The 17,623-nt window shown below is 41.2% G+C and carries 16 protein-coding genes; 4 read left to right on the forward strand and 12 right to left on the reverse strand.

All coding sequences use genetic code 11. From position 1 onward, the window contains the following. Window positions 1–53: 53 nt before the first annotated feature. The 6 genes from GZH31_RS08665 to thrS all read right to left on the reverse strand — a co-directional run bounded on the left by GZH31_RS08665 (window position 54) and on the right by thrS (window position 6,004). The gene (locus tag GZH31_RS08665; RefSeq protein ID WP_036968195.1) at window positions 54–695 is read right to left on the reverse strand and encodes an MBL fold metallo-hydrolase; all 642 of its coding nucleotides are present in this window, start codon (window positions 693–695) and stop codon (window positions 54–56) included. Window positions 696–700: 5 nt separating this feature from the next. Then, on the reverse strand, window positions 701–2,491 hold the full coding sequence (locus GZH31_RS08670; RefSeq protein WP_118844334.1) for a M14 family metallopeptidase: 1,791 nt from the start codon (window positions 2,489–2,491) through the stop codon (window positions 701–703). 199 nt (window positions 2,492–2,690) lie between these two features. Next, complete coding sequence (gene rplT, locus GZH31_RS08675) at window positions 2,691–3,050, reverse strand: 50S ribosomal protein L20 (protein ID WP_036968189.1); 360 nt, start codon at window positions 3,048–3,050, stop codon at window positions 2,691–2,693. A gap of 15 nt (window positions 3,051–3,065) precedes the next feature. Next, the gene (rpmI, locus tag GZH31_RS08680) at window positions 3,066–3,266 is read right to left on the reverse strand and encodes a 50S ribosomal protein L35 (protein WP_004587840.1); all 201 of its coding nucleotides are present in this window, start codon (window positions 3,264–3,266) and stop codon (window positions 3,066–3,068) included. Window positions 3,267–3,472: 206 nt separating this feature from the next. Further along, a complete protein-coding gene (gene infC / locus GZH31_RS08685; protein ID WP_074989585.1) occupies window positions 3,473–4,036 on the reverse strand; it encodes a translation initiation factor IF-3 in 564 nt (187 codons plus the stop codon). 57 nt (window positions 4,037–4,093) lie between these two features. Beyond that, the gene (gene thrS / locus GZH31_RS08690; protein WP_036968184.1) at window positions 4,094–6,004 is read right to left on the reverse strand and encodes a threonine--tRNA ligase; all 1,911 of its coding nucleotides are present in this window, start codon (window positions 6,002–6,004) and stop codon (window positions 4,094–4,096) included. Between the two features lie 257 nt (window positions 6,005–6,261). Between thrS and GZH31_RS08695 the strand changes: the two genes are divergently transcribed. The 3 genes from GZH31_RS08695 to GZH31_RS08705 all read left to right on the forward strand — a co-directional run bounded on the left by GZH31_RS08695 (window position 6,262) and on the right by GZH31_RS08705 (window position 9,735). Further along, window positions 6,262–7,272 carry an endonuclease/exonuclease/phosphatase family protein gene (locus tag GZH31_RS08695; RefSeq protein WP_118844335.1) on the forward strand — a complete coding sequence of 337 codons (1,011 nt, stop codon included), beginning with the start codon at window positions 6,262–6,264 and terminating at the stop codon, window positions 7,270–7,272. Window positions 7,273–7,336: 64 nt separating this feature from the next. Then, on the forward strand, window positions 7,337–7,783 hold the full coding sequence (locus GZH31_RS08700; RefSeq protein WP_036968178.1) for a DUF3010 family protein: 447 nt from the start codon (window positions 7,337–7,339) through the stop codon (window positions 7,781–7,783). 236 nt (window positions 7,784–8,019) lie between these two features. Further along, on the forward strand, window positions 8,020–9,735 hold the full coding sequence (locus tag GZH31_RS08705) for an AMP-binding protein (protein ID WP_118844336.1): 1,716 nt from the start codon (window positions 8,020–8,022) through the stop codon (window positions 9,733–9,735). 97 nt (window positions 9,736–9,832) lie between these two features. On the opposite strand, the gene GZH31_RS08710 is transcribed toward GZH31_RS08705, so the two are convergent. From GZH31_RS08710 to GZH31_RS08735, 6 genes are all read right to left on the reverse strand, one after another. Continuing rightward, complete coding sequence (locus GZH31_RS08710) at window positions 9,833–10,186, reverse strand: DUF1428 domain-containing protein (protein ID WP_118844337.1); 354 nt, start codon at window positions 10,184–10,186, stop codon at window positions 9,833–9,835. Window positions 10,187–10,292: 106 nt separating this feature from the next. Beyond that, window positions 10,293–11,645 carry an NADP-specific glutamate dehydrogenase gene (gene gdhA, locus GZH31_RS08715; protein ID WP_180310856.1) on the reverse strand — a complete coding sequence of 451 codons (1,353 nt, stop codon included), beginning with the start codon at window positions 11,643–11,645 and terminating at the stop codon, window positions 10,293–10,295. A 97-nt stretch (window positions 11,646–11,742) separates the two neighbouring features. Next, window positions 11,743–13,137, reverse strand: coding sequence for a M28 family metallopeptidase (locus tag GZH31_RS08720; protein ID WP_180310857.1), 1,395 nt, complete (start codon window positions 13,135–13,137; stop codon window positions 11,743–11,745). 208 nt (window positions 13,138–13,345) lie between these two features. After that, the gene (locus GZH31_RS08725) at window positions 13,346–14,257 is read right to left on the reverse strand and encodes a diguanylate cyclase domain-containing protein (protein ID WP_180310858.1); all 912 of its coding nucleotides are present in this window, start codon (window positions 14,255–14,257) and stop codon (window positions 13,346–13,348) included. 68 nt (window positions 14,258–14,325) lie between these two features. Continuing rightward, window positions 14,326–14,721: a VanZ family protein gene (locus GZH31_RS08730; protein WP_180310859.1), complete on the reverse strand. Its 396-nt coding sequence runs from the start codon at window positions 14,719–14,721 to the stop codon at window positions 14,326–14,328. 4 nt (window positions 14,722–14,725) lie between these two features. Continuing rightward, a complete protein-coding gene (locus tag GZH31_RS08735) occupies window positions 14,726–15,553 on the reverse strand; it encodes an alpha/beta hydrolase family protein (RefSeq protein WP_180310860.1) in 828 nt (275 codons plus the stop codon). Window positions 15,554–15,711: 158 nt separating this feature from the next. On the opposite strand from GZH31_RS08735, the gene GZH31_RS08740 reads away from it, so the two are divergent. Further along, a complete protein-coding gene (locus GZH31_RS08740) occupies window positions 15,712–17,559 on the forward strand; it encodes an ABC transporter ATP-binding protein (protein WP_074989601.1) in 1,848 nt (615 codons plus the stop codon). Window positions 17,560–17,623 lie beyond the last annotated feature (64 nt).

A 17,623-nucleotide genomic window follows, 5' to 3' on the forward strand; every position in this document is an offset into this window, starting at 1 on the left:
ATTTGAATGTCAGTCTGCCTATTTTCTATTATTTATGCGAAAAAAATGCAATTTTAGCCAAAGCGTCCACTAATAAATGGATTCGTTTTTCGCTCATGCCCTACGGTAGTGTTTGGACCATGACCAGGTAAAATGGCAACTTCATCTGCAAACGATAAAATTTCTGATTTAATTGATGCAAGCAGCTGCGCACTATCGCCTTTTGGAAAGTCTGTGCGCCCTACTGAACCTTGAAAAATAACATCTCCGACGATGACCTGCTGTGTCTCATCATCATAAAAGACCACGTGCCCTGGCGTATGGCCTGGACAATGGCGCACCGATAACTGGCTATTACCCACGCTAATCACATCGCCATGGTTTAACCACTGTGTTGGATAAAAAGGTGAAATGGGTGCAAATCCGAACATTTGAGCTTGCATTGGTAGTGAATCAAACCAAAACTTATCGTCAATGTGTGGACCAATAATGTCAACATTAAACTTATCGGCAAGCTGTTTAGCCGCACCAACATGATCTAAATGACCATGCGTTAGATAAATTGCAATTAATTCACAACCAAGTGAGGCAAGCTGAGCGCATAATTTTTCAGCATCACCGCCAGGGTCAACTAATGCTGCTTTATTCGTCTGCTGGCAAATAATTATGCGGCAGTTTTGTGCAAACCCCGTCACAGGGACTGTAATGACTTTCATCGTTTTTATCCTTGTTCAGGTGTCTCAAACGTCATTAAAATTGGGTATTTTAAATACGCTTGATCATAAAATGGGGTACGCTCATAAAGCCAATTCAGACGCGCTTCTGGATCATTCGCAAATTGTTTATCTTCACGAATTTTCTGATCAAACTCTAATGCAAGGGCCGGTTTTTCTTTTAGCATCTGACGAGCATATGGCATAAGCGCGTAATTTTCCATGTACTCAGTACGTTGAAAAATGGTGTTAAACTCACCCCATGAAAAAAATGAATCAGGGGCTTCAGGGTGCAGCAAATGTGTTGCCAATTCTGAGTAGGGTTGCGCCGTTGAGACTTTATACCAGCCCTGTACATCTACTTGCACAGGGGCATAGTCAAATTTGGCATCTACACGAAAACGCCCTTCAAAGGGAGCTTTAGCAAATGTATAGTCGACTACGCTTGCCTGTGTCATCACTGCCGTTGGCGTGTTATCAACCTGAGTAACGTCGATACCGTGTAACTTAAGTTTTTTGATTATATTGCTATACGCAGGTGGAATGTAAAACGCACGAGGAACATGAACCGTTTTCTTAACGTCTTTTTGCCAAAAAATCGGCAATGACTCATAGTTTTTAGCTTCACCGAGGTATTTAACTTCAGCTTGCCCTGTAAGCGCGCTTTCACTGCGTGAATAGGCAATGCCTTTAAATGCGATTGTGTCGGGTTGCTTTGCGTAACTACGCTCAACAACGAGTTGTCTCGGTTTAAAATCGAGCTCTTTTTTTACAGCGGCATTTAATGCTTTATCGTTAGCTGCAAGCGCATCAATAGCGCCGTCGATAAACACATAAGTGCCTAACACACGCTGCTTGTAAGGTTTTAAAGAGTGATTTTCAACTAAAATACTAGGCAATGAACGTAAGTCACCCCACCCATTCGAATAACGAGGTGTCGCAACCCATCCTGCTAAGCCTTTTTTGAAATCGCGCTTGTCCATAACAAACACCAATGGCCCAGGTATGTGCCCTGCTTTTTCTAATTTGGCATCAATGACAGGTTTAAACAGGGTGTCTAGCGCTTCTGACACACTTGGTGACTCACTTGAGAACACAGGATTGTACCCATACGTGACATCGTATTGGTAATCAGCGCCATCTGTTACATGTACATCAATATAAAGGTCGGGTTTGAATTGATTTATAACCTGCATAACCCCTTGTATTTCGGGGGTATCAAGCTTGGTATAATCACGATTTAAGTTTAAATTTAGACCGTTAGTTCTAAATCCCATTTCTGCTGGGCCGCGTTGATTTATACGGTTAAATTGGCTGCTACGTTCGTGACCATCTACATTCAGAATTGGAATGAACAGTATGTTTACTTTACTTAAAATATCACGACGCTTTCCGGTCGCAATATCACGTAATAGCATAAACATGGCATCTTTACCGTCAATTTCCCCGCTGTGAATACCCGCTTGAACAAAGATAGTTGGTTTGGTATCTGCAACAAGTTGTGTTGGCTCAAACAACCCTTGCTCATTAGCAACAAGCATTTTTATTGCGCGGCCACTGCTACTTGTGGCAATCGTTTTTACTTTAAATTGAGTAGGATTAGCCGCAACGAGTCGATCTACAAAAGCCATTGTGTCTGCATAATTTGGCGATAAGGTGCCATCACTTAATTCAAAATCAGTCGTTAATGGCCCTTTTTCTTGCATTAATGACACACTGTTACCTTGCCACGGTAACAAAGGAGGTAGGTGGCTGTCTAAAGTCACTACAGTAGATAAAAACACTAAACTGGCAAACATATCACTCTCAAGTGCGGTACTTATTCTATTAACGGGAATTATAACAACTAATTAGAATAGATTGCGTAAACTGCGGTGATTCAACAAAAAAATGGAGCAAATGACAGGACGTGATTATTTAAAGATTCACGGTTCAAGGAGTTCTAAGATCAAAAAAAGGAGCACTAGGCTCCTTTTTAAACTGTATCAAAAGCGAAAATTAAGCCGCTAGGCCTTCTTTAGCTTTTGCAACAAGCGCTGCGAATGCAACTTGGTCGTAAACAGCGATATCTGCAAGGATCTTACGATCGATTTCTACAGATGTCTTTTTAAGACCATTGATAAAACGGCTGTATGAAAGACCGTTTTGACGAGCTGCTGCATTGATACGTGCAATCCAAAGTTGACGGAAAGTACGTTTCTTAGCACGACGGTCACGGTAAGCGTATTGACCCGCTTTAGTAACTGCCTGGAAAGCTACGCGGTAAACACGTGAACGTGCTCCGTAGTAACCTTTAGCTTGTTTTAAAACTTTTTTGTGACGTGCACGTGCGATAACACCGCGTTTAACTCTTGCCATTTCTGAAGACTCCTATTAAGCGAATGGTAACATACGTGAAACTAGACCATGGTCATTCTTATGAACCATCATCTTAGGACGTAAGTGTAATTTACGCTTAGAAGTTTTCTTAGTCAGAATGTGACGAAGATGCGCTTGTTTACGCTTGAAACCGCCAGAAGCAGTTTTCTTGAAACGCTTAGCTGCGCCTCTGTGTGATTTTAGCTTGTAAGCCATTGCAATAACTCCAAATGTATTGCTCAACAATATGGCAAGCAGGCGAGAGATATAAATAGCTCTTCTTTCAAGGCCTAACTTACCGCCATTATCCGGTGAAAGCCCAGTACTAATGCACTGCAACTTTACTTAAACCGGTTATTTCAGGTGAACAGCAAGCTGTTACTTGATGACCTGAGATAAATTCGGTGCGTATTATCGCTTGTTTATTGCTTTTTAGCAATAGGTGCCATCATCATAACCATTTGGCGACCTTCAACACGATTTGGGAAAGATTCAACTTGTGAAACATCTTCCAAATCAGCTTTAACACGATTTAATAATTCAATACCAATTTCTTGGTGAGCCATTTCACGACCACGGAAACGAATAGTAATTTTAGCTTTATCACCCGCTTCTAAGAACTTACGCAAATTGCGAAGCTTAACCTGGTAATCACCTTCATCCGTGCCTGGACGGAATTTGATTTCTTTCACCTGGATTTGCTTTTGCTTTTTCTTTTGTTCTTTTAGTTCTTTGCTTTTCTCAAAGATGAACTTACCGTAGTCCATAACCTTACAAACAGGTGGCTCAGCATTAGGACTGATTTCTACAAGATCTACACCCGCATCATCAGCCATAGCTTGCGCCTCTTTTAATGACACGATGCCAGCTTGCTCGCCGTCAATGTCAATTAAACGAACTTCTTTAGCTGTAATATCTTCGTTGATACGATTTTTTTGAGCTGTTTGTTGCCCTTTCTTGCCGCCTCTAATGGTACGATCCTCCAAGAATATAAAATAAAAAGCGTGTAGTTGGCTGTTTGTTATGCCCTACACGCTCATGATTTATTGTCGATTTTTTATTTCGTCGCTAATTTTTGCAATGAAATCATCAACATTAAATTTGCCTAGGTCTTCACCTGTGCGAGTGCGTACTGCCACTTCTTGTTGTTCAACTTCTTTGTCGCCTACAACAAGTAAGTAAGGAATACGTTTTAACGTATGTTCACGGATTTTAAAGCCAATCTTCTCATTTCTCAAGTCAGCAGCGGCTCTAATTCCAAGTTTATTTAATTTTTGTACAATTTCTTGCACATAGTCAGCTTGTTTATCCGTGATATTCATGATCACCACTTGCTTAGGTGCAAGCCATGTCGGGAACAATCCGGCGTATTCTTCGGTTAAAATACCAATGAAACGCTCAATCGAACCTAATATAGCACGGTGTATCATAACAGGTGTACGACGTTCGTTATTTTCTGCAACGTATGTCGCACCTAAACGACCTGGTAATGCAAAATCTAATTGCACTGTACCACATTGCCATGCACGGTCTAAACAATCATATAATGTAAATTCAATTTTCGGACCGTAAAACGCCCCTTCACCCGGTAAGTAATCAAACTCAATGTCGTTTACTTTTAGAGCTTCTGCTAATGCAAGCTCTGCTTTGTCCCACATTTCGTCTTCACCGATACGTTTTTCTGGGCGAGTAGACAGTTTTACAACGATCTTTTCAAAACCGAACGTTTCATACGTGTCGTAAACCATTTTGATACACGCTGATACTTCATCCATAATTTGGTCTTCAGTACAGAATATATGTGCATCATCTTGTGTAAAACCACGAACACGCATTAAGCCATGTAATGCACCTGATGGCTCATTACGATGACAACAACCAAACTCAGCCATACGCAATGGTAAGTCACGGTATGATTTTAGACCTTGGTTGAAAATTTGCACATGACCAGGACAGTTCATTGGTTTAATAGCATATTCACGCTTTTCAGATTCTGTGGTGAACATGGCATCTGCGTATTTATCCCAGTGCCCTGATTTTTCCCACAAAACTCGGTCCATCATTAATGGGCCTTTCACTTCTTCGTAATCGTACTCACGTAGTTTTTCACGAACGAAGTCTTCAAGCTCACGGTAAATGCTCCAGCCGTCATTATGCCAAAACACCATACCCGGCGCTTCTTCTTGCCAATGCCATAAATCAAGTGCTTTACCAATGCGACGGTGGTCACGTTTTTCAGCTTCTTCTAAACGTTTTAGATACGCTTTAAGTTGCTTTTTATCTGCCCATGCTGTGCCGTAAATACGTTGCAGCATTTTGTTTTCAGAATCACCGCGCCAATAAGCACCCGCCACTTTCATTATTTTAAAATGTTGGCAGAATTTCATATTTGGTACGTGTGGGCCACGACACATGTCAATGTATTCTTCGTGGTGGTATAAACCTGGGCGGTCATCTTTTGCGATATTCTCGTCTAAGATTTCCATTTTGTATGTTTCACCACGTGCTTCGAATGTATCACGCGCTTCTTGCCAGCTTACGGTCTTTTTAACCACATCGTAGTTTGTTTTTGCAAGTTCAAGCATACGCTTTTCGATGGCGTCTAAATCGTCTTGACTTAATGAGTGATCCATATCGATATCGTAGTAAAAACCATTGTCGATCGTTGGACCAATTGCCATTTTCGCGTCAGGGAAAAGTTGCTTAACTGCATGACCAATTAGGTGCGCACAAGAGTGACGGATGATTTCTAAACCGTCGTCATCCTTGGCAGTAATAATTTCTAAGCGCGCATCGTCGGTAATTAAGTCACATGCATCAACACGATTACCATTTACACGACCGGCTATGGTTGCTTTCGCTAAACCTGGGCCAATATCGCTGGCAACATCATATGTACTTACTGGGTTTTCAAAACTACGCTGACTGCCGTCAGGAAGGGTAATAACTGGCATTATAAATCCTTATACAGTGGTGATGCCTACAATGCATCACATGTAATTTTTTAAATAAATTTTGAGTAACTCTGCAACGCTTTTACGAATAAGCATTGCCATTTGGTGCCTAAAAGACGTGTATTTACTGAGTCTTCGCAAATACAAGCGCCCATTGTCGCCGCTAGAGTCCTCAAATACAAGTATTTAGGTGAGTAAATTGACAATTACTTAAGTCATTTCATACTTAACAGGTCAGTACTTTAACGGTGATCACGATGCCACACACGCATACGCTCAAGTTTGCTAGTTTGAATTTACTTAACTACACTGCTCCCCCTTATTCGTTTTACCAACAGCATGAACGCTATAACAACACGCAGTGGCAGCAAAAGCAGCAGTTTGTGCGTGATTTTCTGTTTGATTCGAAAGCCGATGTGGTCGCGTTTCAAGAGGTTTTTAGTGCTCACGCATTAGAAATACAGTGTAAAGAAGCCGGTTATGATTATTTTGAAACCGTTGACTCCCCTTCGCACGATGCGCTGTACCCTCAAGTGCTGTTTAATCCTATTGTTGCTATCGCCAGTAAATACCCTTTCACTTGTGTCGAACCTTTGACTCCCTGCCCAGAATTGCTTGAATACCTCAACAACCAAAGTGATTTTAAGTTTAATCGCACGCCTATAAAGTGTTTCTTGGACTTTCCTGAATTTGGTGAGGTGTGCTGTTATGTTGTGCATTTTAAATCACAACGTGTGCAATCTATGGCGCACATACTCAACATACATAACCTTGAAGATCCCTTATTGCAGTTGCTGCACCAAACAGTTGGCGCAATGCAATCGCAAATATCACGCTCATTAGAGGCGTCTATTGTTTATTACGATGCGTTAAAAACACAGCGTGAAAAACAATGTGCCACCTTGGTGATGGGCGATTTTAACGACGTGCTGACAAGCCCAACATTATCATTTATGACACAAGGCTTTCACCCGACTCGTTGCGAGCCCTGTATAGCAAATAATGAACCCGTCGTCGGCTTAACAGACGCCTACCTATTTTGCGCTGCTAGTGAGAACAACACAAAGCCGTTTAGCCACTATTATCACGGCAAGGGAAACGTGCTCGATTATATTTTGGTCTCTGCGCATTTTAATCCACAATGCGCACTATCAAAGGTCTCAAAGCTGGAATACGAAAGCTATGATGCGCATTTAAACCCCCACCAAGCAGTAGAAGATATTACAGTAAGTGACCATAGTTCGATTGCAATTAAAATTCATTTTTAAAGCAACTGTTTTTCAGGACGTTACTTGCTATAATTGCGCAAATTAAGTTATTTAGAGATTAACTATGAGAACATGCGGTGTAGAAATTACAGGTAGCGATGTACTACTGTGTATTTTAACGAAAGATAACGACGTGTTTGATATCCGTGATGTAAGACAAACTCGCTTTACGTTAGGCGATGGTAATGACACAGAAGTTATGCGCAAATTTCAGTTTGATTTTAGAAAACTGATGCAAGATTACCAAATTGATTCTGTTGCAATTAAAGAGCGTCAACCTAAAGGTAAATTTGCAGGCAGTGCTAAAGGTTTCAAAATGGAAACAGCCATTCAACTTATTGAAGAGTTAGATGTGCAAATTTTCAGCGCAACAACAATTAAAGAGCAGCTTAAACGCAATCCACTGCCTATCGAATTTGAAGACACTGGACTGAAAAAGTTTCAAGAAAACGCGTTTATCAGTGCCTATGTGTACTTAATGCGAAAAACCTATAAACAAGATCAAGCGTAATTTATCTTGTTTAAAAAGAACGTGCTACGGCACGTTTTTTTATGCCTGCCAAAAACCATTCTTTTCTCTTAATTTAGCTGCAATCACTGTACATTAGTCTTATAAGACTTTTATTTGTCGACAATCTATGCTTAGTTAAAACTGTAAGCTGACACTAAATGAACACGCAGTGTATTCATTTTTGTTATTTTCGCATCAAGTCCATGACAACATTTTAATAGGACACGGAGAAAACAATGCAAGCAAAGAACATACATAATAACAGTCTCCCATTAACACAAAGCTATTTTAAAGGTCGCACTGACATTCCTCTCATAGAGCAAACCATTGGTCAGTACCTAGATAACATTGTCGACAATTACCCAGAACACCCCGCGATTGTTGTTAATCATCAAAATATCCGCCTTACGTATAAAGAATACCAGCAACAGATTAACCAACTTGCGATGGGCTTGCTGTCAATTGGCGTTAAACCCGGCGATCGTGTGGGTATTTGGTCACCCAATAACATTGAATGGTGTTTAACACAATTTGCCACGGCGAAAATAGGTGCCATTATGGTGTGTATTAACCCTGCCTACCGCCCAAGCGAGCTAAAATACGCATTAAACAGTGTCGAATGCTCAACACTCATCACCGCTGATGAGTTTAAATCGAGTAATTATATCGACATGCTAAATGAACTTGCACCTGAACTAAAAAATGCAAATGCAGGCAATTTAGATCTTAAAGCACTTCCCCATTTGAAAAATATCATTCGCATTGGCGAACGTCCTACAGCGGGAATGTATTGTTTTAGCGACATAATGCAACGTGCGACTGATGCACATAAACTTGAGCTTGATGCGATTAGTGCAACATTAAAAGCAGATCAAGATATCAATATTCAATTTACCTCGGGTACGACAGGAAACCCTAAAGGCGCAACGTTATCGCATAAAAACATTCTCAATAATGGTTTCTTAATGGCACAAGCCATGAAACTAACCCATCTTGATAAATTATGTATTCCAGTTCCGTTATATCATTGTTTTGGCATGGTACTGGGCAATTTAGTGTGTATTAGTAAAGGGGCTACTGCCGTTTTTCCGGGTGATTCCTTTGATCCGAAAACAACGTTAGATATTGTTGAAAAAGAACGCTGTACAGCACTTCATGGCGTACCCACTATGTTTATTGCCGAACTTGAACTAAAAAACTTTGCTGATTATGACTTATCAAGCCTGCGTACAGGTGTTATGGCTGGCTCCACATGCCCAGAGGAAGTCATGCGCAAAGTACAAACATTAATGCACATGAAAGAGGTGGTTATTGGTTATGGACAAACTGAATGCAGCCCGATTAACAATGTAACCGAAACCGATTCACCACTGGAAAAACAAGTGACAACAGTAGGACGAGCACTTGCCCATACCGAGGTGAAAATTATTGATGAACTTGGCGATATCCAAAAAATTGGTGTGCCCGGTGAAGTATGTAGCCGAGGTGCGGGTATTATGCGTTGTTACTGGAACGATGAAGAAAAAACCAATGCCACTATCGATGAACACGGCTGGTTACATTCTGGCGATTTAGGTGTGATGGACGAACACGGTTTTGTAGCGATTGTTGGTCGTATTAAAGATATGATCATTCGCGGCGGCGAAAACATTTACCCTCGTGAAATAGAGGAAGTACTATACACCTACCCAGGTATTCAGGATGCAGCGATTTTTGGCATCAGTGATGAAAAATATGGTGAAGAAGTATGTGCGTGGATCCAACCAAAAGAAGATGCCGTACTTGACGAAGATACCATTCGTGAGTTTTTAAAAGACAAGCTGGCTTATTTTAAAGTGCCAAAGCACATTCGCTTTGTCGACGAATACCCGATGACAGTTACAGGCAAATTGCAAAAATTCAAAATGCGTGAACAGATGCAAGAACTACTCAACGAAAAGGCATTTTCGTAGTTTAGAAACAGTAAAGCTCAGCAAGGCTGAGCTTTACATAAATAGGCAATCAGACAGAAAAACTCAATGGGCTTAAACACGCCCACATACACGCTTCTTATTTGTCTAATACAATATCGAAACCACCATAAATCATACGTTTACCATCAAATGGCATGGGGTTGTTTTCAGGGCTCATACGTGAATCCTCCATTAGTTTCTGCCAGCCGCTATCGCGAACAGCTTTTGAAGGCCAGATGACCCATGAAAACACCACCGTTTCATTCTCATCCGCTTTTACAGCCATGGGAAATGAAGTGACTTCACCATCGGGTACATCACTCCCCCAGGTTTCGACCACCTTTAACGCACCGTATTCTTTGAATATTTCGGCTGCAAATTCAGCATGTGCAAGGTATTTTTCTTTGTTTACTGTGGGTACAGCAGCTACAAAACCGTCGGCATAAGACATAAGTTAACTCCTTTAATAAGCATGTTAAACATAGTCTAGTAGCAAAAAAGTGGCTAGCTATTTTCATTAGCAGCGCATTCTTAACATTAATTAGCTGTTCTGCGAGTTAAACAACGCCTTGCTTAAGCATCGCCTGAGCAACCCGTTCAAACCCCGCAATGTTTGCACCGAGCGACAGGTCGTCTTCACTTGAATAACGCTTTGCCGTTGCTGATACTCTATCAAAAATGTTTTTCATTACTTGTTGCAGTTTTTCGTCAACCTGCTGTGGCCGCCATGTTTGCAAGCTTGCATTTTGCGCCATTTCAAATTGACTCGTTGCAACCCCACCAGCATTAGCAGCCTTGCTTGGACCTAAATATACATCGTGTTCTTGAAATATAGCGTGTGCCTCAGCGGTCGTTGGCATGTTTGCACCTTCACAGACAATTTTACAGCCATTATCGACAAGCGCTTGGGCATCTTTTTTAGTTATTTCATTTTGTGTGGCGCACGGTAATGCGATATCGCCGTTAAAGTGCCAAACTTGGTGACCATCTTTTGGATACTGACTCACAGGGATATACTCTGCTTGTGGGTGCTCGTTCAAGTAATCACGCAGCGCAGCGCCCTGCTCTTTTTTTAAGTGTTTTATTAATTCAACATCAAGGCCATCTTCACAATATAAGGTGCCTTTTGAGTCACTGCAGGTCAAAATAGTCGCATCGAATTGTGACAGTTTTTCCATTAAATACAGGGCAACATTTCCAGCCCCTGACACCAAGCAACGTTTACCTTTTAGTGAATCATTTTTAGCATCAAGCATGGCACTAAGAAAATAGGCGATACCATAACCCGTTGCTTCGACTCTTAATGAAGAGCCCCCTAACAGAGTGGGCTTACCTGTAAGTACCCCATTATATTGGTTTGTAATCCGCTTGTACTGACCAAATAGATAGCCAATTTCTCGCTCCCCAACACCAATATCACCTGCAGGCACATCGGTTTGTGCGCCAATATGTCGGTACAACTCTGTCATAAAAGAGTGACAAAAACGCATAATTTCATGATCACTCTTTCCTTTTGGATCAAAGTCAGCCCCTCCTTTTGCACCGCCTAAAGGAAGCCCTGTTAACGCATTTTTTAAAACTTGCTCAAAGCCTAAAAATTTGATCACGCTTAAATTAACACTCGGATGAAACCGTAATCCCCCTTTGTAAGGACCAAGAGAAGAGCTAAATTCGATTCTAAATCCCCGATTAACTTGCACATTTCCTTTATCGTCTAACCAAGGCACGCGAAACATTATCTGTCTTTCAGGCTCAACTAAACGCTCAACAATCGCATTATGTTGATACACGTCATTTTCTTTAAGAATTGGGGTTAATGAGGTAAGCACTTCTTCAACGGCTTGATGGAATTCCTGTTCGTGTGGGTTAGAATCCTTTACAGTTTGCAGCATATTTTCTAGATATTGCATGTCAGCTCCTTTTTCAAGCTATTGAAATGTCTCACTAGTTTTAAACTCACTGATGAGACAAATCGATCACTTTATAATAAAGACGTGTTATTAGGTTTTAAGGCTCATTATTCTCCCATTCGAATGCACCCACATCTCCCGGAAAAACAACTGGTGATTCAATACCGTCTTTATTTACTGCTGCAACACCAAAATAGTAGTTATCAATCACCACATTTTTTAACGTCGCTGTTGTCACTTTGCCAACATCACGACTAAATTGCCACTGGGGTTCACTGGTATAACGCCAGTAAATTTTATAGCCTGTAATTGTAGGATCATCACTGTGGTGCCACGATAAGGTGGTGCTTGGTTTAACGGCCCCTGAAATACTGACTCCCGTTGGTGGTGCTGGCGCCCATGCCATTGACGCAAGACTCACTGCATTTAATGACGTTAACTTTGCAGCATATGCAAAATCAACATGATCAATTGTATCACCATATGTAATGCCATCTTCGGTGCGCAAGTCTTGATGTTGTTGATTATAATTTTCGTTGGTTTCCATTATACGAACAGCAGCAAAGCCAACATCGTTGAATGGGCGGTGATGCCCTCCACGCCCAAACCTGTCTAATCGATACACCAACATGGTATCAAGATTTTCTATGTATTTGTCGGCGATTGTATCGATGTAGCGTGCGAGGTTGCGGCTCGCAGAATCGACTTCTCCCCCGGTAAACCGACGCTTATGGGCTTGTTCTTTGGTTTCAATAACCCGTGTGCCTTCAGAGAAAATACGTGCGGTGGTGTTATCTGTTACACCATTAATACCGGTAGAATTACCGATCATATCGTTATTTAAGACAGCATGTACTCGCCAGTTATTATCTTGCGCGTATTTCGCTAATATTTTACCACCAAACAATCCTTGCTCTTCACCTGATAGTGCGGCATAAACAATCGAGCCATTAAATGTGTATTGTGACAACACTCGCGCAGACTCAATCACACCCGCTACACCTGAGGCATTATCGTTCGCACCCAGTGCATCTGAGGTGTAGTCCATCACATCACTGACACGAGAATCGATATCACCCGACATCATAACCATCCGATTAGGGTCAACCTGTCCTCGCTGAATGGCAATTATATTTACCACTTCAACAGGGTTTGGAATACGTTTTTCGCCAGAAATAGTGTCTTTGACCTCAATGATTTCAAGGCACTGGCCACACGCTTTTGAAATTGCTTCAAACTCCGCTTTTATCCAGCGTCTTGCAGCCCCAATACCACGAGTATTTGATTTAGTCTCTGATAAAGTATGTCGCGTGCCAAAATCAACCAAGGTTTGAATATCTTGCTCTATACGGGTCTTTGAAACTGCACTGGCTATTTCATGCAACGCTCGTTGGTTATTAACTTCAGGCGTTGTGGCGTGTGCAGCCGTTGCTAATAGTAATGATGAGCCAAACAAAACACTGCTCGTTGTTATTGTTTTTCGCTTTAACATAGTGTCACTCCTTCAATGAATCATTCAAGGCTAACTAATATTTCGCTTCAAGCAATAGTAATGAGTTAGAAGACAGATTATTAGGTTAAAACTTTTAACACAGCAGATAGGTATTAAGCGCCTCTATTAAATAAAGGCGATTGCTTTTTGTAATATGTGTCTATTTAAAGACCTATTTTGATGGCCTGAGTCGCAGTTGAACTTTTACTTATGGTTTAATACTTTGAGCGCCGGGTAGCTTTATATCATCGTTATAAAACACAACTTGATTCCCCCCCGAATGCTTGGCACGGTACATGGCTTTATCAGCACATTGAATCAAATACTCTGCATCACCATAATATTCAGGAAACATTACGGCCCCCATACTAGGGGAGTAAGCAAGCTCGGCATCGTTAAATTCAAGTGGCTTTGCTATCTCTTTCTTTAACGTGTCGACCAACATAAGAATGTCTTGCTTGTTCTTTATACTGTTTAAAATGACAACGAACTCATCACCCCCTAAGCGACCTACACTGTCATTTTTTTTAAGCACATGACGAATTCGCATCGCGATGGTTTTTAATAATTTATCACCTGCTGCATGACCATGAATATCATTAACTTGCTTAAATCCATCTATATCAATAAACAACACCCCAAGCACCGACGAAAGCGTATTAGCGATTGACAGTGATTCTTCAAGTTGGTTTATTAAAAAGCTTCGGTTTGGTAAGTCAGTGAGTGGGTCATGCCCTGCTAAATAGATAAGCTTTTGTTCGAGGTTTTTTTGCTCTGTTATGTCATACGCAATGGCGACTCTGACTTGCTTATCTTGTGACCAATACACTGACCACAAAACATGCACGATCCGGCCATCTTTTCTTACCCAGCGATTTTCAAACCGTGGATGCTGATTGTTGTTCATTATTTGGTTAATTGCGTGTATGGTTTTTGCTCTGTCTTCGGGGTAAACAAAATCGAGCATTTGTCTATTAATTGCTTCGCCAGGTGAATAACCAAAAATAGTTTCGAAGGCAGGATTTGTAAAAAGTAAGCAACCTTTAACATCTACAACACACACAGCGTCTAGTAAAAGCTCAACAATATCAGGCAAATATTCAGATGTTTTTGTATTCATAAGCGACTTCTAAGCAACCCATATTCTGAGTATAGCCGAAACAAAGCGAGTCACTAAACCACTAAAAATTAATTTTTGATCGGGTATAAGCGCTTAGATAACCAAACAGAAATACCACTAAAAAAAGCAATGCCCATAAAATCAGCGACTAAATCAATAAAATCCAACGTCCGAGTTTCAACAAAGTATTGACTCAACTCCTCTAACACCACGAACGTTACCACGATTGCTGCGGCATAATAGATAGTGTACCCGGCCACAACAAACGTTTTAAATTTAAAGGCAAGATTAATAAACAAAGTAAGTAACCCGAACAGACAAAAATGGCCTACTTTATCACCGTAAGGAATGGCAGCAACGAGATCAAAAAACACCGCTTTCTGACCCGTATTAGCGAGGTAAATTACCCAGCCGATAAAAATAAAAAAAGCAGCAGCTAAAACGACCAGTGCGCGTTGTAACATGTTATTACTCCATATGAGATGTTAAGAATAAAAACTGATAAGGGATCACTCGACGCCAATAATGCCAGTCATGTTTCCCAGCACGCTCAATATAGTCATGGCGTATTCGCATTGCGAGCATAGCGTGGTGTAATGCACGATTCTGTTCAATAAAAAAGTCATCAACTCCTATATCGAGCATAATCGCTAAACTGTCGTCGCCTTTTTTCCAAGCCGTATTCCCGGCAGCTATTTTATGAAGGTTGTTTATAATGGCAATATCATCCCAGCGGGCTTTATTTTGTGCATAACTGCCCAGCACATTTGCTAAGTCAAATTCTGCCGAAAACGGCCTTACATCAACCCCAGCTGAGATACCCGATACCGCAGCAAACCGTTCAGGGTTATTAATTGCAATATGCAATGCACCAAACCCTCCCATCGACAAGCCTGTTATTGCTCTGCCTGATTTACTGGCATTCGTTGCATATGTATTATCAATAAAATTAACGACATCATCTGCAATGTATGTTTCGTATTGAGATGCGTTATCTACTTCAGAATCAACATACCACGAACCATAGTTACCATCCGGATTGACGATAATGACGTTATAGTGATCTGCTAATCTTTCTATCTCTGTCAGGTTTGACCAATCGGTATGGTTTCCGCTAAAGCCGTGCAATACGTACACCACGTTATAACGTACAGACGAATTGTAACCCTGCGGTAGAATGACAGTCAGCGGCTTTTCAATCGCTGTTTTTTGACCTTTAAACGTAACGGTTTCGAGCTGATACGCACTGACAGGCAAACACACTAATAGCGACAATGCACAGAGTAATTTTTTCATGATGGCGTCCTTTTTCCTGCTATGTTTTCATTAATTTAAATACATGTAAATACATGAATAAATGTTGTATTTTAAACGTTATTTTTATCGTAAATGCTCTGCTAAAAAGCCAGCTCAATGATATAGTACCACTACTTAATTTTATAAAAGCGTCGCTTATGTATCGTATATTTGAACGGATGACCAATCCATTTCCTAAAGAAAAGCCTTCTCAGCCGCCCAATAGTTTGTTTGCTTTTTGCCGCCATTATACGCGAGGCATGGAGCTGTCATTATTCTTTATGTCATTAAGTGCAGCTGCATTAGCTATTTTAGAGGTTTCTCTTTTTAGTTACATGGGTCAGTTAGTTGACTGGCTAGGCCAATACACACCAGAGACTTTATTTGTTGAGCAAAAATCTGAGTTGATCAGAATGGCTGTGATACTGCTTGTTGTGTTGCCTATCGTGGTGTTTTTTCACTCTGCGGTTTTACACCAAGCACTCCTAGGTAACTACCCAATGTCTATACGTTGGTTAGCTCACCGCTACTTACTTCGCCAAAGTATCAGTTTTTATCAAAATGAGTTTGCGGGCCGCATTGCGACTAAAGTAATGCAAACCTCTCTTGCAGTTCGCGAGGCCGTGATGAAGCTGCTCGATGTTTTGATGTACATTGTGGTGTATTTTGGCGCGATGGTATTTTTAGTCGCAGAATCTGACTGGCGTTTAATGATCCCACTATTAGTTTGGTTACTATTATATGCAGCCATTCAACTTTACTTTGTTCCTAAGCTAAAGCGTGTTGCCAGCTCGCAAGCTGATGCACGCTCAGAAATGACAGGCCGCGTAGTCGATAGTTACACCAACATTTCAACAATCAAATTGTTCTCTTATACTCAGCGAGAAGAGCAATACGCCAAAGACAGCATGGATGTGTTTTTACAACCTGTTTATAAGCAAATGCGTTTAGTGACGAGCCTTAACTTTTCGATCAATACCTTAAATTATTTACTGGTCTTTAGTATTGCTGCCTTATCTTTATACCTGTGGTCGATTAGCGCTATTTCTGTTGGTGCAATCGCTATTGCTGTCAGTCTTTCATTGCGATTAAACGGGATGGCACAGTGGATCATGTGGGAAATTAGCAGCCTATTTGAAAACATTGGCACGGTTGCCGATGGTATGAAGACTTTATCGACGCCTATCGAGGTTGACGATCAACCCAACGCGTCAACGCTTGCGGTATCGAAAGGTGCAATTAACTTTGAAAACGTGCAGTTTAATTATGGTAAAGCAGCAAATGAAACGCACCGTGGCCCCGTTATTAATGGTTTAAATTTAAACATTAAAGCAGGTGAGAAAATTGGCCTAGTTGGCCGCTCAGGTGCCGGTAAATCAACGTTGGTTAATTTGCTTCTTCGCTTTTACGATGTTGATTCCGGAAATATCACCATTGATAACCAAAATATTGCTACGGTAAGCCAAGAGAGCTTACGTAAACACATCGCAATGGTGACGCAAGACACATCACTACTGCATCGCTCTGTAAAAGATAACATCTTATATGGTAGACCTGATGCAACAGAAGATGAAATGTTAGCCGCAGCAAAACAAGCAAAAGCGCTTGAGTTTATCGAAGATTTAGAAGACAGCAAAGGCAATAAAGGGTTTGCTGCTCAAGTGGGTGAGCGAGGTGTCAAACTATCTGGGGGACAGCGCCAGCGAATCGCGATTGCACGCGTACTACTTAAAGATGCACCCATTCTCATTTTAGACGAAGCAACCAGTGCGCTTGACTCCGAGGTCGAAGCCGCTATACAGACCAGCCTTGATGATTTAATGACGGGTAAAACGGTCATCGCAATTGCCCATCGCTTATCAACCATTGCGCAAATGGACAGACTCATCGTGCTGGATGAAGGCGGTGTTGTTGAACAAGGCAGCCATGAACAATTAATAGCGCAAGGCGGTATTTATGCTGCCTTATGGTCTCATCAAACCGGTGGTTTTATAGGTGTTGAGTAGTAAATCGCGTATTTAAACGCTTAATCGCAGAGGCATTGATAATTCATTCAATGCCTCTTTTTTT

This window comes from Pseudoalteromonas sp. JSTW (genome assembly GCF_013423925.1).
GTDB classification, from domain to species: Bacteria; Pseudomonadota; Gammaproteobacteria; order Enterobacterales; family Alteromonadaceae; genus Pseudoalteromonas; species Pseudoalteromonas lipolytica.